This window comes from Thermoflexus sp., assembly GCF_025055495.1.
Lineage (GTDB): Bacteria > Chloroflexota > Anaerolineae > Thermoflexales > Thermoflexaceae > Thermoflexus.
This window is the reverse complement of sequence record NZ_JANWXB010000411.1, coordinates 1-24070: the sequence shown is the minus strand read 5'-3', so window position 1 is coordinate 24070 and position 24070 is coordinate 1. Positions and strand designations below refer to the sequence as shown.

Here is a 24070-nt window from a genome sequence, read left to right as displayed (position 1 = left end):
GCACCGCCCCCGAAAACCCCTAAATTAAAAGTGGACAAAGCACTAGTCCGATCCAGGCGCCCTCGGGAGGGAAGCCGGTCAGTCCCCTCCCCAGGCCCGTTAGGCCCTGGGGAGGGGGAAACAACAACACCGCCTTCAGCGGCGCCCCAGTCCCCAACCCCCTGGGAGAGCTCGGAAGTTGCCCACGGCGTGTTTTCTCTCCCCTCCCCGCAGCCCGGAGAGCCGCGGAAAGCGGAAAAAGGAGCCATTGCCCCTGAGGAGTTCTCGGTCGCTGTCGGCTAATGAGCCGCAGAGGGGACGACCGCCTCCTTTGCCAGCGCCCAGAGGCGAACGGGGTCCACCGGCTCCACCTCCAGTCCGAATACCTCCCCGAAGGACCGGGCAAGGGCTTCCTGAACGGCCGCGATCTGTTGGGACCGCGCGGCCTCATCCTCCGGCTCCCCCAAGAACATGGCCATTGAGACCACGCCCTTATCCGCAATGCCGCACGGGACGATGCCGGTGAAGTAGGTAAGATCCGGGCACACGTTGAGGGCGAACCCGTGCATCGTGATCCCCCGGGCGTCCACCCGCGCGCCGATGGCGGCGATCTTGGCGGGAGCCCGCCGGAGGGCTGGCGGGCACCAGGCACATCGGCTCATGGTGTCCGGCTGCACCCACACCCCGGGGGCCCCGGGGAGCGTCCCCGCGGCAATACCGAAGCGGGCCAGCGTTTCCACCAGCATCTGCTCGATCCGGCGCACGAAGGCGACTTTGTCCAGCCCCAGCCCCGGCAGGTCCAGGATGAGATAGCCCACGATCTGGCCCGGGCCATGATAGGTGACGTCGCCGCCGCGATCGGTGAGGACCACCTGAACGCCCCGGCGGGCCCGCTCGGCCTCATCCCACAGGATATGTTCCGGCCGGGCGGAGCGCCCCAGGGTGAACACGTGAGGATGCTCCAGCAGAAGCAGCGTATCGGGGATCCGCTGCGCCGCCCGGGCCTCAGCCAGCGCGCGCTGCAACCTCCAAGCCGCTTCGTATTCCACCACTCCCAGGGCCGACCACCAGCCTCGCATCCGTGAACGCTCCTCCCCTCCGACTCCGCGCGAGGGACTTCAGGCCTCTGATCCAAGCCTCTTGCTTATCTTATCCGCTGGACGCGCCCCCTGCAATAAGCAATAAAGTGAAACCAACTCTCAGAGGGCCGTGGGGAGGGGGGAGAAAAAAAATCGTTCGGGGGCGGTGCGGGGGCCAAAGGCCCCCTGCACTGCCCCCGAAAATCCCCAAAGAAGGAAGCATGGACTGCTGGAGCGAAAATATGGGGACGGCAGCGCGCAGACGCCCGCACGAAGGGGACATACCGGGCGGGGGGATGACTCTACTCCCTGGCTCCTCCCTCGTCGGGATTTATGTTCCCTTGGGCCGCGGGGAGGAGGGAACCAAGGAATCTTTGGGCGGAGAGATGGGGGAGCCGCCTTGGGCGGCTTCCCGGCCTCAAAACCTCGTTCGCCGATCTTACCTCGACCAGGTTTTACGAACCATCTCTCCGCGCCCGCCCAGGGGGCCTTCGGGACGGCCATTGAGGCGCACCTGAAGGGCTGCGGCGTTCCCCGTGTCCAGTTCCAGGGACGAGCGGGCTTCCCAGGTCCGGGCTTCCCCCGGCCGCAACAGGCCCTGATAGACCATCTGGCCGTCCGCCCGGATTCGCACCCAGACGTGCTCGCTGGCCTCCACCTCCAGACGGAGCGCGGGGACGGTGGTCACCGATCCGGGAGTCGCGGTCGCAGATGGAATGGATACGGCTCCCGTCACGGTGGGAGCCGGAGGAAGACCAGCGGATTGACCCCCCCATGGCCCGCGAACCAGAACGAGGACACCGATCAGCAACAGAGCCGCAAAGCCTGCGGTGGCGAGGGGACGCCACGGAAAAGCCGGGCGGGCCGGGATGCGGGTGAGATCGAACATGGAGGGCATACGGGATGGCCGCACCGGAGGGATGGCCGCCGGCGTCCCATCCCACTCCGCCAGGATCATCTTCTCGTCCAGACCCAGCCATCGGGCATAGCGGCGCAGGAACCCGCGCGCGTGGGCCGGGCTGGGGAGGAGCGAGAAGGCTTCGCTCTCCAGCGCCTCCAGATAGATGCGCTTGATCCGGGTTCCCGCGGCGGCTTCCTCCAGAGAGAGCCCCCGGGCCTCCCGAGCCGCCCGCAGCCGTTCTCCGATCCCCACCCTTATGCCTCCCGTTCCACCACCACCTGCACCTGGGCAGCGATCTCCGGACCCAGCCGCACTTTCACCGGATGGATCCCCAGGGTGCGAATCGGGGCCTCCAGCTCGATCCGTCGCCGGTCCACCTCCACGCCCAGCTGCTGGGCGATGGCCTCGGCGATCTGCTGGCTGGTGATCGCGCCGTAGAGCCGATCGCTCTGCCCGGCCCGGGCCCGGATCGTCACCGAGGCTCCTTGAAGCCGGGCGGCCATCTCCTGAGCGGTGTTCCGCTGACGAATCCGGCGCTGTTCCGCCGCCTGGCGGGTTTCCACCGCGTGGCGGATGAGGCCCTCCGTGGCCGGCGTGGCGAGGCCCCTGGGGATCAGGTAATTCCGCGCGTAGCCGTCGGCGACCTCTTTCACCTCGCCCGCCCGCCCGAGGTTCGGCACATCCCGCAGCAGCACCACCTTCATCGGGTTGATCCTCCGCAGAGATGATCCGTGGAAACGCCCTAAGGGATAGAGGGAAGGCCGATGGCCTCCCCATCCGTTCCGGCGTTCCTCCCACACCGCCCCAATCGCCAGGGGTGGCCTTCGATATGCTCTCCTCGCAAGAACGCTTCAAGGGGGTATCTTACCAGCGTTGCAACGGTCGGACAACTCGGACGGAAGGCGGGAAGCCGGATCGCGTTCCGCGGGCTCCGAGGCGCGCTGATTTCGCTGATCCTCTTGACAAAAAATCGGGGCCGTGTTATATATAGCGCCAAACCCCTGAGGCCGTTGAGAGACGATGGCCAAGATGCGCTCGATCCCACCTGCTGGCGTGAGGGGCGCTCCGCGACAGCGGATCGCGCCGCGGGTGGATTTCATTTCCTCGATGAACACCTGTATCTGTCCTGAGCGGGGGCAGAAGGCGGCCGCCCGCTTGGGACGCGCGCCCCGCTGAGTGGAACCGACCTCCTTCTGTCCTCGCCCTCTCCCGTTCGGAAACCCACGAACCGCGGTGTTCCCGCATTCCGCTCTCGCCAATTCTTTGCCTGACGGCAATGGGACAGCCCTTTCCCGTATTCTCCCGATCCAAGGGATAGGGACATCGCGAGAGCGGGTTCATGCGAGTTATCCTCCGGAGCGGTAAGCGGATCCCATCGCAGAGCCGCAGCCCTCCGGCGGAACTTGCGACAACGCCTCCCTCCATGCTCACCGCTTCCGATCGGCCATGGATAGGCGCTTGTCGCCGTCCAGCGATCGCGAGAGGCCGTGCGGGACGCCGAGACGCTCGTGCCCTTTCAGTCCCACAGGGAAGCCCAATCCGTTTTAACCCCTGTATGGAGGGAAGAGGCCATGGCGACCTATGCGGATCCCCTGGCGTTAGTGGACACGGAATGGGTGGCGCAGCACCTTCAGGATCCGAAGGTGCGGATTGTGGAGGTCGATTATGACCCGAGCAGCGCGTATCATCTGGGCCACATCCCCGGCGCGGTCCTCTTCGACTGGCGCAAGGACTTGAACGACCCGGTGCGGCGGGACATCCTGAGCCGGGAAGCCTTCGAGGCCCTCAACAGCCGGGCCGGGATCTCCAATGACACCACCGTGGTGCTCTACGGCGACTTCCGGAACTGGTTCGCCGCTTTCGCCTTCTGGATTTACAAGCTCTACGGCCATGCGGATGTGCGCCTGCTGAACGGCGGCCGCAAGAAGTGGATCGAGGAGAGGCGCCCGCTCACCGAGGAGGTGCCTTCTTACCCGCCGGCGACCTATCGAGCCCAGGAGCCGGACGCTCGTCTGCGGGCGCACTTGCCCTACGTGTTGAACGTCATGGGGAAGCGGGGGGTGGCCCTAGTGGATGTGCGATCGCCGGCGGAATTCACCGGGGAGGTCACCGCTCCGCCGGAATACCCCAACGAGGCGGCCCAGCGCGGTGGCCACATCCCCGGCGCGGTGAACATCCCGTGGTCGAAGGCGCTCCACGACGACGACACGTTCAAAGATCCGGAGTCCCTGCGCCGGCTCTACGAGGAGGCGGGGATCACACCGGATAAGGAGATTATCACCTACTGCCGCATCGGGGAACGGTCTTCGGTCACCTGGTTCGTGTTGCGCCATCTCCTGGGCTACCCCAACGTCCGCAACTACGACGGCTCCTGGTCGGAGTGGGGCAACACCATCGGGGTGCCCATCGAACGCTGAAAGCGAAGGGGGCGGGCCTCCCGGATGGGAGGCCCGCCCCCACGGATGAGGGGGAAGGCATGGCGCGAATCGCACGGACGATAGATCTGCGGGCAGGGATCGAGCAATGCACGGACTCGCCGATCGGTCGGGTCCGGCATGCCCTGGCGGGCCTGGGCCCGGAGGAGGCGGTGGAGGTGTGGGTCAAAGGCTATGCGGATGAGTTCACCATCGTCGCCTGGGCCAAGCGCAACGGGTATGCGGTGCTTGAAGTTCATCGGGAAGGAGAAGAGGCGCGGATCGTGATGACCGCCCATGGAGGACCGGGCGTCCAAGCCGGAGATCAGCCATGAGGGATGCATACTCTCCATCCCCACTCGATCCTTTCAAGGAGGTGCGACGATGCCCATCTTTCTTCTGGAAAGCGCCCTGCCCAACGGTGTGCAGCGGACAGAGATCCGGGCCGCCTTGGATCGGCTCGCCCAAGCGGCCCGCAGGTGGAACGCGGAGCTGATCGAAGCCCAGGTGGCCAGCGATCACTCCCGGTTCTTCGCCATCCTGGAGGCTCCCGTGGAGGATCACCTTCGCCACGCGGCCCGGGAAGCGGATTTCGCAACCGCTCTGATCAAGTCAGTCCGCCTGGTCGGCCAGGAACTGGAGGAGGCCCGCGCTACCCGAGCGACGGTGGATTACGTGGTGGAGTGGAATTTCCCCCCGGGGCTGACCATGGAGGCCTATCTCCAGCGTAAAAAGGCCAACAGCCCCCGCTACGCGCAGGTCCCGGAGGTTAAATTCCTGCGCACGTATGTCTGTGAGGATATGAGCAAGTGCCTGTGCTTTTACGAGGCAGAGACCGTAGAGGATGTCCTGAGGGCCCGGCAGGTCGTGGAGGCCCCGGCGGACGCAGTGACGCGGGTCGAAAACCTCGATGCTTAGGACTTCGCTGCCGTCCCAGGGATCGAGGTGGAAATCATGGGCTATCGCAACCTGCTCCTCGCCTCCGGGATATCGGAGAGGAGCAATCCAATGGGGGTGGGGCGGAGGTTCGGAAGGCCTTCCGTCCTACCCCGGTTCAGGACGGCGATCGGCCTGGAGAGAGGGATCGAACGATGAGCGTGCTGCGAGCGGAAGGGCTTTATAAGAGCTTTGTGCAACAGCGTCGTCTGATTCCCGTGCTCAAGGATCTCCACCTGGAGCTCCGGGACGGGGAGGTGGTCTGTGTCATCGGTCCAAGCGGCGCCGGCAAGAGCACCCTCCTGCGCCTGTTGGCCGGCCTGGATCGACCGGACGCCGGGCAGGTCACGCTGGATGGAGCGCCGGTGCAAGCTGGGACGCCGAAGCTGGCCGTCATGTTCCAGACCCCATTGCTGCTACCCTGGCTCACGGTTTGGGAGAACGTCTTCTTCGGCCTGCGTTTTCTGCCAGGGATGAACGGATCCGCGGCCCGCGAGCGGGTGGATCGGGCCCTGGAGCGGGTCGGGCTGGCCGATCTGGCCGACCGATCGGTGGCTGGACTATCGGGAGGACAGGCTCAGCGGGTGGCGCTGGCGCGGGCTCTGGTGCGGCAATCCTCCTTCCTCCTCCTGGACGAACCGCTGAGCGCTCTGGACGCACCGACACGACGGGAGCTGAGGGCAGAGATCCGCCAGCTGGCTCTGTCCGATGGGATCGGCATCCTCTGGGCCACCCACGATGTAGACGAAGCGATGGAGGCAGGAGATCGCATCCTTCTTCTTTCCCCCCAGACCGGCAACTTTGTCTGGGAACTGGATCTTCGAAGGCATAGCGACGCGAAGCCCCAGTTGCAGGAATTCATCGTGGATTCCCTGCGACGGGCTCGACTTCAAGCGGCGAGTTGCTCGGAAGCATGACCTAATTGGAAGGAGGAGAGTAAGCCCATGAGCCGGCTCACACGACGAGACTTTTTACGAGGCGGAGCCGCATTCCTTGGGCTGAGCCTTCTCGGGTGCAGCCGATCTCTCCCCCTATCTCTTCCTGCGACCCGAGAGGCTCCGACCTCCCCTCCCCAGCCCAAGGATGAGCGATTGCGCATCGGCTATCTGCCGATCACTGATGCTTCGGCGCTGCTGATCGCCGACGCCCTAGGCTATTACAAAGCGGAAGGCCTTCAGCCAGAACCCCTCATCCTGTTCCGGGGTTGGTCGCAGATCGCTGAGGCTTTCCAGGCCGGGCAGGTTGATGTGATCCATCTCTTGATGCCCGCCGCAGTCTGGATGAGATATTTCCGCCGCTTCCCGGTCAAGGTGGTGGCCTGGAACCACGTCAACGGGTCAGCGTTCACGGTGCGCAACAACCTTCAAAGCCTTGAGGAACTGGCCGGGCAAGCGGTGGCCATCCCGTTCTGGTATTCCATCCACAACGTGGTGCTGCAGACGCTTCTCCGGAAGGCCAAGCTGGAGCCCGTTCTCGGTGGAACCGGCTCGCTTAATGATCGCCAGGTTCGGCTACTCGTGATGAACCCGCCAGATATGCTACCGGCCCTGGCCGGTGGACAGATCGCAGGCTACATCGTCGCCGATCCCTTTAATGCCCTGGCGGAGGTCAAAGGCGTAGGGCGCGTGTTCCGGTTCACCGGCGACGTCTGGCGCGATCACGCCTGCTGCGTGGTTGCGATGCGGGAGGAGGATCTGGAGGAGCGCCCGGAATGGGCCCAGGCGGTGATCCGCGCCGTCGTGCGGGCCCAGCTCTGGCTGCGGGCGAACCGCCACGAGGCACCGCAGGTGCTCAGCCGCTATCTTCCCCATCCCGTCGAAGCCATTGCCAAGGTGTTCAACGCCCCGCTGGAGCCATATGTCGCCGCCGGGGCCATCCGGAATGTGCAGTGGCAGCCCCGCTGGATCGACTTCCAGCCCTATCCTTACCCTTCTTATACCGCGGCGCTGGTCCAGGCGCTCCAGCAAACCGCGGTAGAGGGGGAAGTGGAGTTTCTGAAAGGTCTGGATCCGACATGGGTCGCCCGGGATCTGGTGGAAGACCGCTTTGTGCGCCGCGCTGTCGAAGAGGCCGGAGGGCCATCGGTTTTCGATCAGCCCGCTTCCTGGGAGCGTGAGGAGGCGATCGATGCTTGAAGCCCAGACTTCCACACGCCCGGTTCCAGCCCGAGCGGCGAGCCGAAAAAGGTGGAACGTCCAGAATGTGCTGCGTCCCGCCTTGGGGACGGCGCTGATGATGGGCCTGTGGTGGGGCGGCACCCATCCATCTTGGCTGGGCTCCCATGCGTTTTTAGCCAGCTTCTCGCCCGCTGAAACCCTGCCCGCCCTCTGGCACCTGGTCAGCAGCGGAACGCTGACCGCCCATGCGCTCCTGAGTTTAAAGCGGGTGCTGATCGGCCTGGCCCTGGCCATCGGGTTGAGCGTGCCCATCGGGCTCATCCTGGGACTGAGGCCCCTCGCCGAACAGACCATGCTGGTCCCACTGCACGTCCTGCGAACCGTGTCGCCGCTTTCATGGACACCCCTGGCGATCATCCTTCTGGGAGTCGGCGACCTGGCCGTGATCGCCCTGATCGTCGTGGCCACGATCTGGCCCATCCTCTTCAGCACGGCCGCCGGGATCCGGCAGCTGGAGCCGGGCTGGTTGCTGATGGCCCGAAGCGTTGGCGCGCGGGGCGTCCATCTGGTCGCCCATGTGATCCTGCCGGCGATCCTCCCGCAGATCATCGGAGGGGTCCGCCTGGCGGTGGGCCTGGCATGGGTGGTGCTGGTCCCAGCCGAGATGTTGGGGGTCAGCAGCGGGCTGGGCTACTTCCTGCTGAACACGCGGGATCGGCTGGCCTACGCGGAGCTGATGGCCACCATCCTGGCGATCGGCGTGATCGGGCTGGGCTTGGACGTGGGCGTTCGACAGCTCGCTAAAGCCCTTCCAGGAGCGAGGCGATGAAGCACCACTTTCGTGTCGAGCGCTGGCGGGATCACCCCGTATGCTGGAGGGAATGCGATGTCCTGATCATCGGCGGCGGGATCGCAGGCCTGATGGCCGCCCGGGCCGCAGCGCCTCACGCTCGAACCCTGGTGGTGGCCAAGGGGTTCGCTGGCGCCGATGGGGTCAGCCCCTTCGCTGGGGGCGTGGTGATCTACCTGCGGCCGGAGGACGATTGGGAAGCCTTCTGGGCGGAGCATGCCCGGCTCTCCGAGGGGCTGGCGCATCCGGAGGCGGTTCGCCGAACCATCGAGACAACCGCATGCCTGATCGAACAGTTGGCCGCAAAAGGAGCTCCGGTGGAGCGGTCCGAAGATGGATCGCTCCGTCGGCGATGGATCCCCGCAGCCGGACGCCGGCACGTGCCCCGGCTGGGGCTTTCCAGCGTGGAGTTCGCCCGGTTTCTGCGCCAGGAGGCCCTGCGGGCTGGCACCCGGATCCTGGATCAAACCGTCATTCTGAAGCTCCGCTCCGCACGAGAAGGAGGCTTCTGGGCCCTCGGGATTCGCCGCCAGCAGGGCGTGCTGGTGGCATTGCGGGCGCGGGCCGTGGTGCTGGCCGCTGGGGGCTGCGCGTGGCGAGGGGCCCACATGGGACTGCATTCCGCTATGGGGGAGGGACTGACCCTGGGCCTGGAGGCCGGGGCGGAGCTGGCGGGAATGGAATTCTGCACGAGCTATCTGGCCACCTGCGCCCTCTTCGATACCCACGGCCAAGATGTGCTCATGGGACTCGGAGGGCGTCTGCGAAACCGATGGGGCGAGGACATCCTGGCGCGACATGGGTTTCCTTGCCCGGCTCCCCCCCATCTGACGGCCCTGGCCATGCTCAGTGAACTCCGGGCCGGACATGATCCGATCGTTATGGACCTTCGAGGGATCCCGGCTCGGGCGCGACAAGAGTGGGAGCATCAGTTCCCCCTGGTCGCCCGGGGGTTGCATCGCACCGGCGTGGATGTGTTCAAGGAGCCGGTTCCCTGGATCCCGGGTTTCATCGGATCGATCGCTGGAGGGGGCGGCATTTACATCCGAAATCTAGCGGGAGCCACCGGGGTTCCAGGCCTCTTCGCCGCCGGCGACACCGCGACACGGCTGCCCCTGGTCGGCGCCGGCAGCGGGATCACCTTTTTGAACCTAGCATGGGCGCTGGCAAGCGGACACTGGGCCGGGCAAGCGGCCGCTCACACCGTCGAGCGGGTCGAACCGGGGAATGGCGTCTGGGAGGAGGAGGTCCTGACGCCATCCCTTCACGCCATGCTGGCCCCTCTGGATTCCAGCGATTCGGAACAAAGCCGAGCTTCTCTGGATGATGTGTTGAAATCCCTGCAACGCTTCGTCGCGGATCCGGCGTATAACTTCTTCCGAACCGCCTCCGGGCTGGCGGAGGCCGATGCGGGCGCAGCAGCTCTATGGGAGCGTCTGCATGCCATCCGGGTCGGGAACTGGCATGATCTGGTGCGCTGGCACGAGCTGCGGAGCGCCATCCAGATCGCCCGGGCCGTGTTCCAGAGCGCCCGGGCACGCCCGGAAACCCGGGGTTGGCATCGCCGCCTCGATCATCCCCAGCCGGATCCGCAATATGAGGACACCTGGCTGATCGCGTGGCCGGAGAAGCATGCGGCCTCGCCTTCCTTCGTGATCACGCCCATGTCGCTGAGCGATCCACAGACCTTCCAGATCTGGACCCCTTAGGAGAATAGGGATGATTGACACAATTGACCCCCATCGATGTGTAGGCTGCGAGTTATGCGTAAAGATATGCCCGCTGGATCTCTTACGCATGGAGCCCGATGGGGCCGGCAGATCGAAAGCGGTGATCGTTTATCGAGAAGAATGCCAGAGCTGTTTTCTGTGCGAAATTTATTGTCCGACAGATGCCATCTATGTTGGCCCTGATCGAAGCCCGCTGCATGCGATCGGATCATATGTTGCTGTTCTTTTGCCTGATCATGATGAGCAAAGGCTGCGCTCGCCTTCTCAGGGTTTCGATCTTTTATAGCCGCCCATGGCAAAGCAGGAATTCATGGGCAAACCCGATCCGGGCTTCGATGTGGCCGTCGCTGATGAGAGCGCCGGGGCTGTCAGGCAGTTGGTCCGTAAAGCCCGAGCCTTGTCCGATAGACCCAGGGGGATGAGGGGGAGGACCTCTGGTCCCGGCCCCATCCCCCCGAATTTTTCTTCCCCCTTCCGAAGCCCCAAGCTCAGAAAGGAGGCCGGAACGGCTTGCCCTCTTCCCCGACACAGCCCCTTGAGCCCTCGAATCCTCAATTCATGCTTTGTCCCTTATTGATTGGGAGTGCTATGTGCAACTTCTGACATCGAGTCCAATCCAAGCGCCTTTCGGAGGGAAGCGGGCCATTCCCTACCCCCCTCCCCAGGGCCTATGGGCTCTGGGGAGGGGGAGAAAAAATAGGCGTTCAGAAGTTGCCCATAGCGTAATGGGTCAAAGCATAAATGCTCCAGAAGGTTGACGCTCCCCTTGATTGTGGTAGAATGAACAAAAGACTTCCGGGGGAGCCTGTTGATGCCGGACGGAATCCTTCTGGAGTATGTGCCGATCCTGACTCTGATTTTGGTGGGATTGGGGATCGGAGGGGTGGCCCTGATCGCCCCCCAGCTGCTGGCCCCAAAGCGGCCCAGCCGCCGCAAACAGCTCCCTTATGAATCCGGTATGATCCCCATCGGGCCGGCACAGCGACGCTTCCCGGTTAAATTTTATCTGATCGCCCTGCTTTTTATTCTTTTCGATATCGAAATTATTTTCTTTTATCCATGGGCATTGCAGGTTCGGTCCCTGAAAACGCTCGCCCTGGTTGAGATGGGGCTCTTCGTCCTGATCCTGCTGATCGGATATATCTACGCGTGGCGGAAAGGAGCCTTCGAATGGGAGCGGTGAGGGAGCCCGTGGCGGTTGGGGCAGGCCAGAAGACCGGCGAGATGGGGGTGGCGCTCACCACCCTGGAGGAAGCCCTGGAGTGGGTGGCGGCCTGGGGGCGGACCCGGGCGATGTGGCCGTTGCTGTTTGGGCTGGCCTGTTGCGCCATCGAGATGATGGCCACCCAGGCGAGCCATTATGATCTCTCTCGGTTCGGGATGGAGATCATGCGCGCCTCCCCCCGTCAGGCGGACCTGATGATCGTGGCCGGGCGGGTGAGCCGGAAGATGGCCCCGGTGGTCCGGCGCCTTTACGATCAGATGACGGAGCCGAAATGGGTGATCGCGATGGGGGATTGCGCCTCCACCGGCGGCGTGTTCAACAACTATGCGATCGTCCAGGGGGTCGATGAGATCATCCCGGTGGATGTGTATGTCTCGGGCTGCCCTCCTCGCCCGGAGGGGTTGATCGAGGGCATCCTGCTGCTCCATGAGAAGATCCGACGAGGGGGACGGATCGGAGCTTCCCGGTGAGAAGCGAAGGCCTTGTTCCCCTCTCGGGGGGACCTGCGGGGTGGGCGGGGCTACCGGAAGCAGCCCCGCCCACCCTATCCAGGAGACCCGTTGCGCCATCGCTGGGGAAGGACAATGGGGCCGGGAAGACCGCGTGGAGGGGAGAAAAACCGGTTCGTGCGGTGCCCGAGCGGTCCAGGCGCCGCATAAACCCTGAGCGAAGTGATGGGAGCAAAGACTTTGCCCGATGTCCCATCACCCCAAATGCCATCGGATCTCGCACACAGGAGGATAGGGGTGTCGATCCAGGCTGTGGTGGAAGCCATCCGGGCGCGTTTTGCTGGGGCCCTTCAGGAGATCATCGAGTTTCGGGGAGAAACCACCCTGGTGGTCCGCCGGGAGGATCTGGTGGAGCTCTGCCGCTTCCTCCGGGATGATCCGGTGTGCCGGTTTCATTTCCTCTCTGATCTGTGTGCAGTGGATTACTGGCCTGAGCGTCCCCGCTTTGCTGTCAATTATCACCTTTACTCCCTCTCCCACAACCTCCGGCTTCGCTTGAAAGTTTTCCTGGAAGAAGAGGACCCGGTGGTTCCCTCCGTAACGGGGATCTGGCCCACGGCGAACTGGCACGAGCGAGAGGTTTACGATCTCTTCGGCATCCGCTTCGAGGGCCATCCGGATCTGCGCCGCATCCTGCTGCCGGAGGACTGGGAGGGGCATCCATTGCGACGGGACCACCCGCTGGTCGTGGAGCCGGTCCAGTTCTCTTTCAACTGGCGGGAGATTGACTCCCAGAAGCCTTACGTGCGGGAATAGGATGATGGTCGCCCGGGCCTCCGCCCGGTGTGAACGGCGGCAGGCCCGCCGCGTTTTCGGGTCGCGCTGACTGGTAGCGGATGGCGTTTTCGATCTGTGGGGCTGGCAGGCGAACGAAGTCCTCAAAGGCGCCCCTGGCACCAGCGGTCGAAGCGATGCGCTCCCAGCCCGCTTCCCGTGCGTCCGGCATTCCCATCCGATGGGCAGGCCACGAGGGGCGAGGCTCACACCTTGATGGGAAGGTTAAGAACTTATGGCGATCCGAGAGGGCGAGGTTCAGGAATTCACGCTGGAACAGTTGAAGCACCTGGTCTCAGAGCGGGCGCTCCGGGGAGAGACGGTCCTCTTGAATGTGGGCCCGCAGCACCCCAGCACCCACGGGGTGTTGCGCCTGCTGGTGGAGCTGGATGGCGAGACCATCGTCTCCGTGGTGCCGGACATCGGGTATCTGCACACCGGCATCGAGAAGCACTGCGAGTCCAAAACCTACACCAAGATCATCCCCCTCACCGACCGGATCGATTATCTCTCGCCGATGTCCAACAACCTGGCTTACGTGATGGCCGTCGAGAAGCTCATGGGGGTGGAAGTCCCCCTGCGGGCCCAGTATATCCGGGTCATCCTCACGGAGCTGCAACGGATCGCCAGCCACCTGGTCTGGCTGGGGACCCACGCTCTGGACATCGCGGCGATGAGCGTGTTTCTCTATTGCTTCCGCGAACGGGAGCTGATCCTGGACATCTTCGAGATGGTCTCCGGCCAGCGGATGATGGTCTCTTACTTCCGGGTCGGCGGGCTGTGGCGGGATGTCCCGGAAGGATTCGAAGAGGCGGTGCGCGCGTTCCTGAAGCTCATGCCGGCCCGGATCAACGAATACGAGCGCCTGTTGAAGAGGAACCCCCTCTGGCTCCAGCGGACGAAGGGGGTGGGGGTGATCTCCCCGGAGGACGCCATCGCCTGGGGGGTCACGGGCCCATCCCTCCGGGGCTCCGGGGTGAACTACGACGTCCGCAAGGCCCAGCCGTATTCCTCCTACGATCATTTCGAATTTGACGTGCCGCTGGGCGAGAACGGCGATGTCTATGACCGCTTCATGGTGCGCATCGAGGAGATGCGCCAGAGCTTGCGGATCATCGATCAGGCTCTCCGGCGACTGCCCCGAGGCCCTTACATCACGCCCGATCGCAAGGTGACGCCGCCGCCGAAGGAGGAGCTGGCCTGGAGCATGGAGGCCCTGATCCACCACTTTAAGTTCTGGACGGAGGGCTTCAGCCCGCCGCCCGGTGAGGTTTACCACGCGGTGGAGTCCCCTCGAGGGGAATTCGGGGTTTACATCAATAGCGACGGATCTCCCCGGCCCCGGCGGGTCCATTTCCGGGCCCCCTCGTTCGTGAACCTTCAGGCCCTCCCGATCATGGCGAAGGGGGGCCTGGTGGCGGATCTGGTGGCGATCATCGGCAGCATCGATATCGTGCTGGGGGAGATCGACCGGTGAGGGAACATCCAACCTCGTAAAGGTCCACACTCGTGGTGTAGAGGTTGAAGAGAATGCTCCGTGAGAAATATGCCCACGAAGTAGAAGCAATTCTGGCGAAATATCCGGTGAAGCGGTCGGCCATCCTCCCGCTGCTCTATCTGGTTCAGCAGGAGTATGGATATTGCGCGGAGGAGGGAATTCGAGAGGTGGCGGAGATCACCGGCGTCAGCCCTACCGAGGTCCGGGAGGTGGTAGGGTTCTACTCGCTCTTCTACGATCATCCCATCGGCCGCCACCGGATCCAGATCTGCGACGATCTCCCCTGTGCCCTGCGGGGGGCCGATGAGCTGGTCGCCCACGCGGTGCGGCGATTGGGGGTGCAGCCCGGGGAAACGACGCCGGATGGCCGGTTCACCTTAGAGACGGTGATGTGTATCGGCGCGTGTCATCGAGCGCCGGCGATGCAAGTGGACCTGGAGTTCGTGGAAAACGTGACCCCTGAGGTCTTCGATCGGATCGTGGGAGATCTCTCCCGGGATGGGATGTGATGGGACGCTATATCCTGTTGCGACATCGAGAGATCCCAGAGCTTCATCGTCTGGACGTTTACCTCCGCCACGGCGGCTACGAGGCGTGGCGGAAGGCCCTGACGTCGATGACCCCGGATCAGGTGATCGAAGAGGTGAAGGCCTCCGGCCTGCGGGGGCGGGGCGGGGCTGGCTTCCCTACCGGGGTGAAATGGTCCTTTGTGCCGAAAAACGTGTTCCCCAAATACGTGGTGGTCAACGCCGACGAATCCGAGCCGGGGACCTTCAAGGATCGCGAGATTATGGAGGGCAACCCCCACCAGCTGATCGAGGGCGCCCTCCTGGCCGCTTACGCGATCCAGGCCGAACGGGTTTACGTCTACATCCGGGGCGAATACCGTTCGGTGGCCCGCCGTCTGGAGGCGGCCATCGCCGAGGCCTACGCCGCCGGGCTCATCGGCCGGAATGTGCTGGGGACGAACTATTCGGTGGAGATGTTCGTTCACCTGGGCGCGGGGGCCTATATCTGCGGCGAGGAAACCGCCCTCTTAGAGTCCCTGGAGGGGAAGATCGGCCATCCTCGGGTGCGCCCGCCCTTCCCGGCCACCTTCGGTCTCTACGGCCAGCCGACGGTGGTGAACAATGTGGAGACCCTGGCCAACGTGCCGCCCATCATCCTAAACGGCGCTTCCTGGTATCGAACCATGGGAACGGAGAAGAGCCCGGGCCCGAAGATCTTCTGCCTGAGCGGCCGGGTGCGCCGGCCGGGCAACTACGAGGCGGAGCTGGGGAAGATCACCTTCCGGGACCTGATCTTCGGGGAGGAATACGGTCAGGGCCTGCTGGGGGAGGAGCGAACCGTGAAGGCGATCCTCCCGGCCGGGGCTTCCGCCCCGATGCTGCCGGCCTCCGCCCTGGATACGCCCCTGGATTACGAGTCCGTGCAGGCGGCAGGCTCCATGCTGGGGTCGGCCTCCATCATCGTCCTGGACGACACGGTCGATATCGTCTGGGCGGCCTACAAGATGGTGCGGTTCTTCCAGCATGAATCCTGCGGGAAGTGCACGCCGTGCCGGGAGGGGACCTACTGGCTCCGGCGGGTCTATGAGCGGCTGGTGGCCGGGCGGGGACGGCCGAAGGATCCGGAGCTGCTGGAGAGCATCGCGCGGCAGATGGCGGGCAAGACCCTGTGCCCGCTGGGGGACTTCGCCACCAGCCCGGTGCTTTCCAGCCTGAAACACTTCCGGAAGGAATACGAAGCGTATATCCCTCAGCCACTGGAGGCGCCGGTGGCCGCGCCTGCGGGAACGGTTGAGACCGTCCCAGGCCGTTGAGGGGGGAAGCCGGATCGGAAGATCCTGCGGCGGAGGCCTCGTTTTAGAAGACAAGGTGCCTGCGCCCAGCGAGGGAGAGGAGATGCCCCGCGCGCCGTTTTTCTGGAGTGGAGACTTAACCGAGGAAGAGATCCGGCGGATCCTGCGCGAGGGGGATGCGGAAGAACGGGCTCACCTGATCGGGCGGATTGTCGCTGAGGCCCCTTTCGAGGAGGTCTGGCGATACCTCTCACCTGATGATGTTGCGGCCCACTGGCCGGTTGTCCGCCGCTACCTCTGGCCGCCGGAGGTTCGGGAGATCTGGGAGTGGGGACTTCATGTCTGGGGATACGAGATCGCTTCTGACGCCCCTCCAGCGGAGGGTGCTTGATGCCTTTTTCCGAGTGCCCCTTTTTCGGGGATTTGTCCTGACGGGGGACACAGCCCTCGCGGCCTTTCATCTTTTTTTCACCGAACCAGCGAAGACAAAGACCCTGGCTTGAAGGAGTTCTACCTGGGCGGGTTCATCCACCAGCAGATGAAAAGGGCTCGTCCGCTCCCGCCCCTGCTCAAGCCGCTGGACCTGGAGGATTCCCATCGCTTCTACGAGGAACTGGCAGAGGAACTCGTGCGACGCTCGAAGCCGATCTGAGAAGCGCGGAGAGGTGCCCCGATGACAGGAACCGTGCGGGTCATCATCAACGATCGTCCGATCGAAGTCCCGGCCGGCACGCTGGTGGTCGATGCCGCCAAGCGATTGGGGGTGGACATCCCGGTGTTCTGCTATCACCCGAAGCTGGAGCCGGCCGGGATGTGCCGGATGTGCCTGGTTGAGATCGGGATGATCAAAATGGATCCCCAGACGCGGCAGCCGATGCGGGATGAGGAAGGACGACCGGTGATCCAGTGGATGCCTCGTCTGCAAACCGCCTGCACGACCCGGGTCGCCGAGGGTATGGTGGTGCGGACCAACACCCTGCAGGTCCAGGAGGCCCAGCGGGCGATCCTGGAGTTCCTGCTCACCAGCCACCCCTTGGACTGCCCGATCTGCGATAAGGGCGGGGAATGCCCCCTTCAGAACCTCACCATGCGCTATGGGCCGGGGGAGTCCCGCTTCGATTACGCCGATAAGATGCACCAGGAGAAGCGGGTCCCGCTGGGCGACCTGATCCTTCTGGATCGAGAGCGCTGCATCCTCTGCGGCCGGTGCATCCGGTTCCAGGAGGAGATCGCCGATGACCCGGTGCTGGGGTTCTCCGACCGCGGGCGGGGCATGGAGATCATCACGTTCTCGGATCCGCCCTTCGCCAGCTATTTCTCGGGGAACACCACGGACATCTGCCCGGTGGGCGCCCTGACCACCACGGATTTCCGGTTCCGGGCCCGTCCATGGGAGATGACGCCGATCCCCAGCATCTGTCCCCATTGCCCGGTGGGCTGCAACATCACCCTGGACGTGCGGCCGTCGGCCCGGAAAGGGGGATGGGACATCCTCCGAGTGATGCCCCGCCAGCACGAGGCGGTCAACGAAATCTGGATCTGCGATAAGGGCCGCTTCGTCCATCACTTCGCCACGGCCGAGGATCGCCTCCGACAACCCCTGATCCGACGGAACGGCGAGCTCACGCCTGTATCTTGGGAGGACGTGCTGGAGGTGGTGGCCGAAGCGCTGAGCCGGGCAGGCCCCCAAGCGGCCGGCCTCGTTGGGGATCGCCTCCCGAATGAAGATCTCTATTTGTTCCGCCGCCTGTTCGGGGAGGCGCTGGGGTCCTCGTGGATCAGCATGGATCCGCCGATCTTCGGGGGCGAGTGGGTCGCCCGGTATGGGGTGGGGACAGGCACCGACTTCGGACAGATGAGGCCGGGAAGCCTCATCGTGGTGATGGCCGGGGATCTCGAGGAGGAAGCTCCGGTCTGGTTCCTGCGGGTCCGGGGAGCGGTGCGACGGGGCGCCCGGCTGATCGTGGCGGGCGGCAAGCCTCAAAAGGCGGAGCGCTACGCGGATCTCATCCTTCGCTATCGCTTCGGGACCGAGGCCCTGGTCCTGGTCGGGGCGCTGCAGGTGCTGTTGGACGAAAACCGAGTAGCTCCCGAGGTGCTGCCCCGCCTGGATGGCCTGGAGGCGTTGCGGAAGGCGCTGGAGGGCTACCCGTTGGATTTCATCGGCCAGCGAACCGGCGTCCCGGTGGAACAGATCCGGGCCTTCGCCCGGGCAATCGCCGAAGCCGGAGAGGTAGTGCTGATCTTCGGCCGGGAAGGCGTCGTGGACGGGGAGGCGTTCGTCGGGATGGCCGCGAACGTCCTCGCCCTCACCGGCCATGTGGGCCGCCCGAACAACGGCCTGCTTCCCCTCTGGCCCCACGCCAACACCCAGGGAGCCCTCGATTTCATTGGCGCCCGCCCGCTCCCGGAGGAGGTCCCGGTTCTTTACGTGGTCGGAGCGGATCCGGTCGGGGACGGACGGCCGATGCCGAGGGCGGGCTTTCTGATCGTCCAGGACCTGTTCCTCACGGAAACCGCCCGGATGGCGGACGTGGTGTTGCCCGCCCAATCCTGGGCGGAACGGGACGGCACGTTCACCAGCGCGGAGCGACGGGTGCAGCGGTTCTACAAGGCGATCCCGGCGGTCGGCGAGGCGCGAGGGGATTGGGAGATCTTCATAGCGATCGCGCTGCGTCTGGGCCAGCGATGGCGCTATCTCTCCCCCGAGGCCGTCATGGATGAGATCGCGCGGACCGATCCGCGCTACGCGGGCATGGATTATGGCGCGCTGGCCTGGACGCAGCCCCAGTGGCCGCCGGTGGGGACCTCGCGAGATCTGTATTTCGGCGGGACGGCGCGGCCGAACACCGCCGGGCTGGGCCGCGTCCGGCCCTCGGAGGCGGAGACGCCGGAAGCCCGATGGCCGCTGGCCTGGAAAGCTCCCGAGATCCCCTCCGAAGAAAGCATCCTCGCGATCCCAACCCGCCGGCTCTACCAGGAGGGAACGCTGATCGCCCGCACACCACATCTGCGAGGCCGGACCGTCCCATGGGCGGCGCGCATGCATCCGGAGACCGCCCGGCGGCTGGGACTGGAAGCAGGCCAGATGGCCGTGGTTCGGGTGAACGGGCAGACGCTCCGCCTGCCGGCGCTTGTCGATCCCAGCGTTCCATCCCAGGTCATCCTACTTCCGGCGAGCCTGACCGCTCGCGCCGGCGTCGTGGAGGCGCTTCCGGTCAAGTTTCGAGTGGAGGTTGGGAATGGCGCCCTTCCTCGTTGAGGCGGCCATCAAGAGCCTGATCCTGGTCCTGCTGTTGCTGACCGGCTTCGCCTATCTCACCCTGGCGGAGCGCAAGCTCATCGCCGATTTCCAGGCCCGGATCGGCCCGAACCGGGCGGGCCCCTATGGGCTGCTCCAGCCGCTGGCCGATGCGGTCAAGCTGTTCTTCAAAGAGGACTTCATCCCGGAATATGCCGATCGGGTTCTCTTCGTCCTGGCACCGCTGATCACCCTGATCCCGACCCTTCTGATCTTCGCCGTGATCCCCTTCGGCCCGGAGCTCACCCTGTTCGGGTATCGAACTCGCCTTCAGTTAACGGATGTCCACGTCGGAGTTCTCTACATCGTGGCCGTCACCTCCATCAGCGTGTATGGGATCACCTTAGCGGGCTGGGCGTCGAACAACAAATACGCGCTGTTGGGGGGCATCCGGGCTTCGGCCCAGATGATCAGCTACGAGCTGGCCATGGGGCTGGCGATCGTGAGCGTGGTGCTGACCACGGGGACGCTCCAGGTCAGCGGGATCGTGGAGGCCCAGCGGAATGGATGGCTGATTTTCCTTCAGCCAGTGGCGGCAGTGATCTTCTTCATCACCGGCTTGGCGGAGATCAAGCGGGCGCCTTTCGATCTGGTGGAGGCAGAGCAGGAGCTGACAGCCGGTTATCTCACCGAATACAGCAGCATGAAGTTCGCCCTCTTCTTTATGTCCGAATACGTTAAGATGATCGGCTTCGGCGCCCTGATGACGACCTTCTTCCTGGGCGGATACCTGGGGCCTTTCGTGGATCTCTACCCGGGCCTGGGGGTCGTCTATTTCACCCTGAAGGTTGGCTTTCTGATCTTCGTGTTGATCTGGCTCCGGGCCACGCTGCCCCGGATCCGGTATGATCAGCTGATGAGCCTGGGATGGAAGGTGCTGCTGCCGCTCTCCCTGGCGAACGTCATGGGGACGGCGGTGGTGGTCGCTTTAACCGCCTGAGCCAGCAGTCGGGGCGGCCGCCCCTCTCCCCCGTCTTCTCGAACCTTTCGCTCTGGAAGCGAGGTGATCCAATGGTAATGGAATTGTTCCGGGGATTGTGGACCACGCTGCAGGAGTTCATTCAGACCAATCTGCGAGGCCCGGTGACGTATGCTTACCCGGAAGTGAAGCGGCCCCTGCGGACGCGCTTCAAGGGGGTGCACGAGCTGCGCCGATACAGCAACGGACTGGAACGCTGCATCGGATGCGCCCTGTGCGCCGCCGCATGCCCGGCGGATGCGATCTACGTAGAGGCCGGGGAGAACACCGACGAGGAGCGCTACTCCCCCGGCGAGCGTTATGCAAAGGTGTATGAGATCAACCTGCTGCGCTGCATCTTCTGCGGCTATTGCGAGGACGCCTGCCCGACCAACGCGATCGTCCTGACCGATAAGATCCCGCCGGCTGGCTACGCGCGGGAGTCGTTTATCGTCACCAAAGCGCAATTGCTGGTGCCGCCGCCGCCGGGGGCGCCGGGCACCCCTCAGCGGACCACCGATCCCGCTCTGCGCACCCGCTCGATCTGGGAAGAGGGGCTGGTGAACGAGCCAGTTTAGAGGTCCCCGAGGGCCCATCCTCTTTGATGGCCCAGGGGCCAGGGGGAGAAAAGAGGGCTTTTTCGCCCCTCTATGTGGCGTCCCCCGGGTTTTCTTCAAGAGACTGTTCTGCTCCGATCGAACCCACAAAAACCGTGCCGCTGGAGGTTCTTTTGGGGGAGCTGATCGCGTTCTACCTGCTGGCCGGGATCGCCGTCGCCACCGCCCTGGCGATGGTGATCACGCGGAATGCGGTGCACAGCGCGTTGTTCCTGGTGCTGAACCTGGTGGTGGTGGCCGTTTTCTATCTTCTCCTGGGCGCCCCCTTCGTGGCGATGGTTCAGATCGCCGTTTACGCTGGGGCAGTGATGGTGCTGTTCCTGTTCGTGATCATGATGTTGGGGGCGGAAAGGGTGGGAGGAACCACGGGCCTACGCTGGCAGGTCCCGCTGGCCGGCGCCCTGGGGGCGGCCCTGATCGGCGGCACGCTGTTCGCCTTCCTCCGGGCACCCGCCGGCCTGGCGCCCGTCGGGAGCCCCCCAGTTCCCTTCGGGGATCCAGCGGCCATTGGGGAGCGGCTGCTCACCACCTATGTGTTGCCCTTTGAGATCACTTCCGTTCTTCTGCTCATCGCCATGATCGGCGCGGTGGTGCTGGCCCGGGATTCCGGCCCGGAGGGCAAATGATGGTCACGCTAACCCATTATCTGGCCCTGAGCGCCCTTCTGTTTGGGATCGGTGCCGTCGGGTTCCTGATCCGTCGGAACGCATTGATCATCTTTATGTGCGTGGAACTGATGCTGAACGCGGCGGGCCTGGCCTTTGTGGCCGCCTCCCGCTATCGCGGCCTGCTGGAGGGACAGCTGACGGTTTTCTTCGTGTTAACGGTGGCGGCAGCGGAGGTCGCCGTGGGCCTCGCCCTGATGGTCGCGATCTTCCGCACCAAGAGGACCACGAACGTGGATGAGCTGAGCGGCTTGCGGGGGTAGAATGGGGGCGACTGAAGTCGCCCCTTGTGAGCCTTCGGCCAGGAGTCGGCCTTCGCCGACACATTAAAGGCGGCACCCAGCATCCAGTCGGCAACGGCCGACCCCCGGCGCCAGGCGCCCTAAACGCGCGACTTCCGTCGCCGTCCGCGGCCCGCCGGCCAATGGCAGGCCGCCTGAACCCGAAATCCCTTGGGAGCGAGGGTATGGACGCCCTGTTGGAGTGGTCCTGGCTGATCATCGCCTTCCCTTTGCTGGGGCTTCTGATCAATCTGATCTCCACCGGCTATACACGAGAGCGGATGGCCGGGATCGTGGCCTCGATGGCCGCAGCGGCCTCCTTCGGGATGGCCCTCATGGTCTTCGCCGCCCTCCTATCCCGCCCGCCGGAGGCCCGGCTGGTGGAGGTCACCCTCTACCAATGGGCGATCGTCCCTCCCCTCACGGCGGAGGTGGGACTGCGGATTGACCCTCTATCGATCGCGATGGCGCTAATCGTGACGCTGGTGGGGACGCTGATCCACGTTTACTCCATCGGCTATATGGCGGGCGATCCCCACATCCGCCGCTTCTTTATGTTCTTGAACCTGTTCCTGGCCTCCATGCTCCTCCTGGTCCTGGCCGATAACTTCCTCATCCTCTTTGTGGGCTGGGAGCTGGTGGGGCTGTGTTCGTATCTCCTGATCGGCTTCTGGTTCGAGACGCCTTATAACGCCTGGGCGGGCCGCAAGGCTTTTATCGTGAACCGTATCGGGGATTTCGGCTTCACCCTGGGCCTGCTGCTGCTCTTCTGGACCTTCGGCACGTTCCGCTACGGGCCGATCTTCGAGGCCGCCGAGCATGGGGCGGTCGAGGCCGGGGTGGCGACGCTCATTACCCTGCTGCTGTTCGCGGGTGTGACCGGTAAGAGCGCCCAGATCCCGCTGTATGTCTGGCTGCCCGACGCGATGGCAGGCCCCACGCCGGTCTCCGCGCTGATCCACGCGGCGACCATGGTCACCGCCGGGGTCTACCTGATCGCCCGGGCACATCCCCTGTTCGAGCTGGCGCCGCTCACCCAGGGGGTAATCACCTTGGTCGGGGCGGCGACGGCGCTGTGGGCGGCCCTCATCGCCATCGGCCAGTTCGATCTCAAGCGGGTGCTGGCCTTCTCCACGATCTCCCAGCTGGGTTACATGGTGGCGGCGGCAGGGGCCGGGGCGGTCGGGGCTGCGATCTTCCATCTGGGCACCCATGCCTTTTTCAAGGCCCTGCTCTTCTTGGGAGCGGGCTCGGTGATCCACGCCTTGGAGCACGCCCATCGCCATCACCCAGATGCCTCGCCCTTCGACCCGAACGATATGCGCCGCATGGGTGGGCTGGCCCGGCGGATGCCCATCACATTCTGGACGTTCGGGATTGGGGCGGCGGCGCTGGCGGGGCTTCCGCCGCTGGCCGGGTTCTGGAGCAAGGATGAGATCCTGGCGGCCCTGGGCAAGGCCGGGGGATGGACTGCCCTGGCTTATGGTCTCCTGGTGGCGGCGGCCTTCCTCACGGCGTTCTACATGACCCGGCAGGTGGCGATGATCTTCGCCGGCGCACCGCGAAGCGCCGCGGCTGGTCACGCCCACGAGAGCCCGGCCGTGATGACCGTCCCCCTGATGATCTTCGCCTTCTTCTCCGTGGGGGTCGGCTGGATCAACGCGCCGGGGCTGGGCGCCCTCAGCGCATGGCTCGAGCCCGGGTATCCGCCGGTTTTCCATCCGGAACAGGCGCTGCTGGCCACCCTCGTCGCCCTGGCCGGGATCGGAACGGCGTGGGCGATCTACCGTCCCCAGGCCTGGCCGGAGGGGGTGGAGGATCCACTGCGTCCCGCGCTCCGCGGCTTCTTCACCGCGCTGACCCGGAAGCTTTACGTCGATGAGCTCTACGACGTCCTCTTCGTCCGTCCCTTCGAACGGGCGGCGCGGGCCGTGGCGGATGTGGTAGAGCCATATGGGATCGACGGAGCGGTCCATGCCGTCGCCCGTCTGGTGGGATCACTGGCCAGCGGCGTGCGTCGCTGGAGCAGCGGCTATGTGCGTCAGTATGGCCTCTCGGTGTTGATCGGCGCGGTCCTTCTCGTGTTCTACATCCTCTGGATGTTGCGATAAGGAGCTAAAGAACCGATGGTAGGCTTCCCGATCCTGACCTGGATGCTGCTCCTGCCCCTCGGCGGGGCACTGCTGATCCTGGCGATCCCCCGGGATCGCACGGGGACGATCCGGTGGATCGCGCTGGGGACCAGCCTGGGGGTCCTCGGGCTGGCCTTGGGGCTCCTGTTCGGCTTCGACCCGGCGCAACCCGGACCCCAGTTCGTTCATCGCTGGGATTGGGCGCCGTCCATCGGGGCGGCGTATCGAGTGGGGGTGGACGGGATCAGCCTGTGGCTGGTCCTGCTCACGGCGTTGATCTTCCCCCTGGCCCTGGCGGCCTCC

Annotated in this window: 25 protein-coding genes and 1 pseudogene; 23 read left to right on the top strand and 3 right to left on the bottom strand. The window is 64.8% G+C overall.

Annotation, left to right across the window (positions count from 1 at the left end):
* Positions 1-278: 278 nt before the first annotated feature.
* From lipB to rplI, 3 genes are all read right to left on the bottom strand, one after another.
* Positions 279-1058, bottom strand: coding sequence for a lipoyl(octanoyl) transferase LipB (gene lipB, locus NZM16_RS13425; RefSeq protein ID WP_295480856.1), 780 nt, complete (start codon positions 1056-1058; stop codon positions 279-281).
* Between the two features lie 439 nt (positions 1059-1497).
* Entirely contained in the window at positions 1498-2211 is a 714-nt protein-coding gene (locus NZM16_RS13420; RefSeq protein ID WP_295452362.1) for a helix-turn-helix domain-containing protein, read from the bottom strand.
* A gap of 2 nt (positions 2212-2213) precedes the next feature.
* Complete coding sequence (gene rplI, locus NZM16_RS13415) at positions 2214-2663, bottom strand: 50S ribosomal protein L9 (protein WP_295452365.1); 450 nt, start codon at positions 2661-2663, stop codon at positions 2214-2216.
* Positions 2664-3530: 867 nt separating this feature from the next.
* Here rplI and NZM16_RS13410 point away from each other — a divergent pair.
* The 23 genes and pseudogenes from NZM16_RS13410 to NZM16_RS13305 all read left to right on the top strand — a co-directional run.
* Positions 3531-4376, top strand: coding sequence for a sulfurtransferase (locus NZM16_RS13410; protein ID WP_295452367.1), 846 nt, complete (start codon positions 3531-3533; stop codon positions 4374-4376).
* Positions 4377-4435: 59 nt separating this feature from the next.
* Entirely contained in the window at positions 4436-4708 is a 273-nt protein-coding gene (locus NZM16_RS13405) for a sulfurtransferase TusA family protein (protein WP_295452370.1), read from the top strand.
* Positions 4709-4757: 49 nt separating this feature from the next.
* On the top strand, positions 4758-5291 hold the full coding sequence (locus NZM16_RS13400) for a DUF4242 domain-containing protein (RefSeq protein WP_295452371.1): 534 nt from the start codon (positions 4758-4760) through the stop codon (positions 5289-5291).
* A 173-nt stretch (positions 5292-5464) separates the two neighbouring features.
* The gene (locus NZM16_RS13395) at positions 5465-6226 is read left to right on the top strand and encodes an ABC transporter ATP-binding protein (RefSeq protein WP_295480854.1); all 762 of its coding nucleotides are present in this window, start codon (positions 5465-5467) and stop codon (positions 6224-6226) included.
* Between the two features lie 27 nt (positions 6227-6253).
* Positions 6254-7444 carry an ABC transporter substrate-binding protein gene (locus tag NZM16_RS13390; protein WP_295452377.1) on the top strand — a complete coding sequence of 397 codons (1191 nt, stop codon included), beginning with the start codon at positions 6254-6256 and terminating at the stop codon, positions 7442-7444.
* Complete coding sequence (locus NZM16_RS13385; RefSeq protein WP_295480852.1) at positions 7437-8255, top strand: ABC transporter permease; 819 nt, start codon at positions 7437-7439, stop codon at positions 8253-8255. The genes NZM16_RS13390 and NZM16_RS13385 overlap by 8 nt, the downstream gene beginning before the upstream one ends.
* Positions 8252-9985: an FAD-binding protein gene (locus NZM16_RS13380; RefSeq protein WP_295452382.1), complete on the top strand. Its 1734-nt coding sequence runs from the start codon at positions 8252-8254 to the stop codon at positions 9983-9985. The genes NZM16_RS13385 and NZM16_RS13380 overlap by 4 nt, the downstream gene beginning before the upstream one ends.
* A 10-nt stretch (positions 9986-9995) precedes the next feature.
* Positions 9996-10292, top strand: a complete 297-nt coding sequence (locus NZM16_RS14115; protein ID WP_366946217.1) for a ferredoxin family protein — start codon at positions 9996-9998, stop codon at positions 10290-10292.
* A 537-nt stretch (positions 10293-10829) separates the two neighbouring features.
* Positions 10830-11189, top strand: coding sequence for an NADH-quinone oxidoreductase subunit A (locus NZM16_RS13375; RefSeq protein ID WP_366946218.1), 360 nt, complete (start codon positions 10830-10832; stop codon positions 11187-11189).
* On the top strand, positions 11177-11701 hold the full coding sequence (locus NZM16_RS13370; RefSeq protein ID WP_322797830.1) for an NADH-quinone oxidoreductase subunit B family protein: 525 nt from the start codon (positions 11177-11179) through the stop codon (positions 11699-11701). The genes NZM16_RS13375 and NZM16_RS13370 overlap by 13 nt, the downstream gene beginning before the upstream one ends.
* Before the next feature lie 276 nt (positions 11702-11977).
* The gene (locus tag NZM16_RS13365) at positions 11978-12496 is read left to right on the top strand and encodes an NADH-quinone oxidoreductase subunit C (RefSeq protein WP_295480850.1); all 519 of its coding nucleotides are present in this window, start codon (positions 11978-11980) and stop codon (positions 12494-12496) included.
* Positions 12497-12785: 289 nt separating this feature from the next.
* Positions 12786-13991, top strand: a complete 1206-nt coding sequence (gene nuoD, locus NZM16_RS13360; RefSeq protein WP_367185229.1) for an NADH dehydrogenase (quinone) subunit D — start codon at positions 12786-12788, stop codon at positions 13989-13991.
* A 53-nt stretch (positions 13992-14044) separates the two neighbouring features.
* Positions 14045-14521 (top strand): NADH-quinone oxidoreductase subunit NuoE, encoded by a 477-nt coding sequence (nuoE, locus tag NZM16_RS13355; protein ID WP_295480846.1) that lies wholly within the window; start codon positions 14045-14047, stop codon positions 14519-14521.
* Positions 14521-15834 (top strand): NADH-quinone oxidoreductase subunit NuoF, encoded by a 1314-nt coding sequence (nuoF, locus tag NZM16_RS13350; protein WP_295480844.1) that lies wholly within the window; start codon positions 14521-14523, stop codon positions 15832-15834. The genes nuoE and nuoF overlap by 1 nt, the downstream gene beginning before the upstream one ends.
* Positions 15835-15916: 82 nt before the next feature.
* Positions 15917-16204 (top strand): hypothetical protein, encoded by a 288-nt coding sequence (locus tag NZM16_RS13345; RefSeq protein WP_295480842.1) that lies wholly within the window; start codon positions 15917-15919, stop codon positions 16202-16204.
* 108 nt (positions 16205-16312) lie between these two features.
* Positions 16313-16465 (top strand): hypothetical protein, encoded by a 153-nt coding sequence (locus NZM16_RS13340; protein ID WP_295480840.1) that lies wholly within the window; start codon positions 16313-16315, stop codon positions 16463-16465.
* A gap of 21 nt (positions 16466-16486) precedes the next feature.
* Entirely contained in the window at positions 16487-19075 is a 2589-nt protein-coding gene (gene nuoG / locus NZM16_RS13335) for an NADH-quinone oxidoreductase subunit NuoG (protein ID WP_295480838.1), read from the top strand.
* The gene (nuoH, locus tag NZM16_RS13330) at positions 19056-20054 is read left to right on the top strand and encodes an NADH-quinone oxidoreductase subunit NuoH (RefSeq protein WP_295480836.1); all 999 of its coding nucleotides are present in this window, start codon (positions 19056-19058) and stop codon (positions 20052-20054) included. Before nuoG ends, nuoH begins: the two co-directional genes overlap by 20 nt.
* A 71-nt stretch (positions 20055-20125) precedes the next feature.
* Positions 20126-20650 (top strand): NADH-quinone oxidoreductase subunit NuoI, encoded by a 525-nt coding sequence (gene nuoI / locus NZM16_RS13325; protein WP_295480834.1) that lies wholly within the window; start codon positions 20126-20128, stop codon positions 20648-20650.
* 152 nt (positions 20651-20802) lie between these two features.
* A complete protein-coding gene (locus NZM16_RS13320; RefSeq protein ID WP_295480832.1) occupies positions 20803-21315 on the top strand; it encodes an NADH-quinone oxidoreductase subunit J in 513 nt (170 codons plus the stop codon).
* Positions 21315-21617 carry an NADH-quinone oxidoreductase subunit NuoK gene (gene nuoK / locus NZM16_RS13315; protein ID WP_295480830.1) on the top strand — a complete coding sequence of 101 codons (303 nt, stop codon included), beginning with the start codon at positions 21315-21317 and terminating at the stop codon, positions 21615-21617. Before NZM16_RS13320 ends, nuoK begins: the two co-directional genes overlap by 1 nt.
* 203 nt (positions 21618-21820) lie before the next feature.
* Complete coding sequence (gene nuoL, locus NZM16_RS13310; RefSeq protein WP_295453519.1) at positions 21821-23746, top strand: NADH-quinone oxidoreductase subunit L; 1926 nt, start codon at positions 21821-21823, stop codon at positions 23744-23746.
* A gap of 15 nt (positions 23747-23761) precedes the next feature.
* Positions 23762-24070, top strand: a pseudogene (locus tag NZM16_RS13305) (NADH-quinone oxidoreductase subunit M); the annotation flags it as partial.

Bases quoted from the DNA above. Each gene is read 5' to 3' on its own strand.
- lipB (WP_295480856.1), bottom strand. From the start codon at position 1,058: ATGCGAGGCTGGTGGTCGGCCCTGGGAGTGGTGGAATACGAAGCGGCT.
- rplI (WP_295452365.1), bottom strand. From the start codon at position 2,663: ATGAAGGTGGTGCTGCTGCGGGATGTGCCGAACCTCGGGCGGGCGGGC.
- NZM16_RS13410 (WP_295452367.1), top strand. From the start codon at position 3,531: ATGGCGACCTATGCGGATCCCCTGGCGTTAGTGGACACGGAATGGGTG.
- NZM16_RS13405 (WP_295452370.1), top strand. From the start codon at position 4,436: ATGGCGCGAATCGCACGGACGATAGATCTGCGGGCAGGGATCGAGCAA.
- NZM16_RS13400 (WP_295452371.1), top strand. From the start codon at position 4,758: ATGCCCATCTTTCTTCTGGAAAGCGCCCTGCCCAACGGTGTGCAGCGG.
- NZM16_RS13395 (WP_295480854.1), top strand. From the start codon at position 5,465: ATGAGCGTGCTGCGAGCGGAAGGGCTTTATAAGAGCTTTGTGCAACAG.
- NZM16_RS13390 (WP_295452377.1), top strand. From the start codon at position 6,254: ATGAGCCGGCTCACACGACGAGACTTTTTACGAGGCGGAGCCGCATTC.
- NZM16_RS13385 (WP_295480852.1), top strand. From the start codon at position 7,437: ATGCTTGAAGCCCAGACTTCCACACGCCCGGTTCCAGCCCGAGCGGCG.
- NZM16_RS13380 (WP_295452382.1), top strand. From the start codon at position 8,252: ATGAAGCACCACTTTCGTGTCGAGCGCTGGCGGGATCACCCCGTATGC.
- NZM16_RS14115 (WP_366946217.1), top strand. From the start codon at position 9,996: ATGATTGACACAATTGACCCCCATCGATGTGTAGGCTGCGAGTTATGC.
- NZM16_RS13370 (WP_322797830.1), top strand. From the start codon at position 11,177: ATGGGAGCGGTGAGGGAGCCCGTGGCGGTTGGGGCAGGCCAGAAGACC.
- nuoE (WP_295480846.1), top strand. From the start codon at position 14,045: ATGCTCCGTGAGAAATATGCCCACGAAGTAGAAGCAATTCTGGCGAAA.
- nuoF (WP_295480844.1), top strand. From the start codon at position 14,521: ATGGGACGCTATATCCTGTTGCGACATCGAGAGATCCCAGAGCTTCAT.
- NZM16_RS13345 (WP_295480842.1), top strand. From the start codon at position 15,917: ATGCCCCGCGCGCCGTTTTTCTGGAGTGGAGACTTAACCGAGGAAGAG.
- nuoG (WP_295480838.1), top strand. From the start codon at position 16,487: ATGACAGGAACCGTGCGGGTCATCATCAACGATCGTCCGATCGAAGTC.
- nuoH (WP_295480836.1), top strand. From the start codon at position 19,056: ATGGCGCCCTTCCTCGTTGAGGCGGCCATCAAGAGCCTGATCCTGGTC.
- nuoI (WP_295480834.1), top strand. From the start codon at position 20,126: ATGGTAATGGAATTGTTCCGGGGATTGTGGACCACGCTGCAGGAGTTC.
- nuoK (WP_295480830.1), top strand. From the start codon at position 21,315: ATGGTCACGCTAACCCATTATCTGGCCCTGAGCGCCCTTCTGTTTGGG.
- nuoL (WP_295453519.1), top strand. From the start codon at position 21,821: ATGGACGCCCTGTTGGAGTGGTCCTGGCTGATCATCGCCTTCCCTTTG.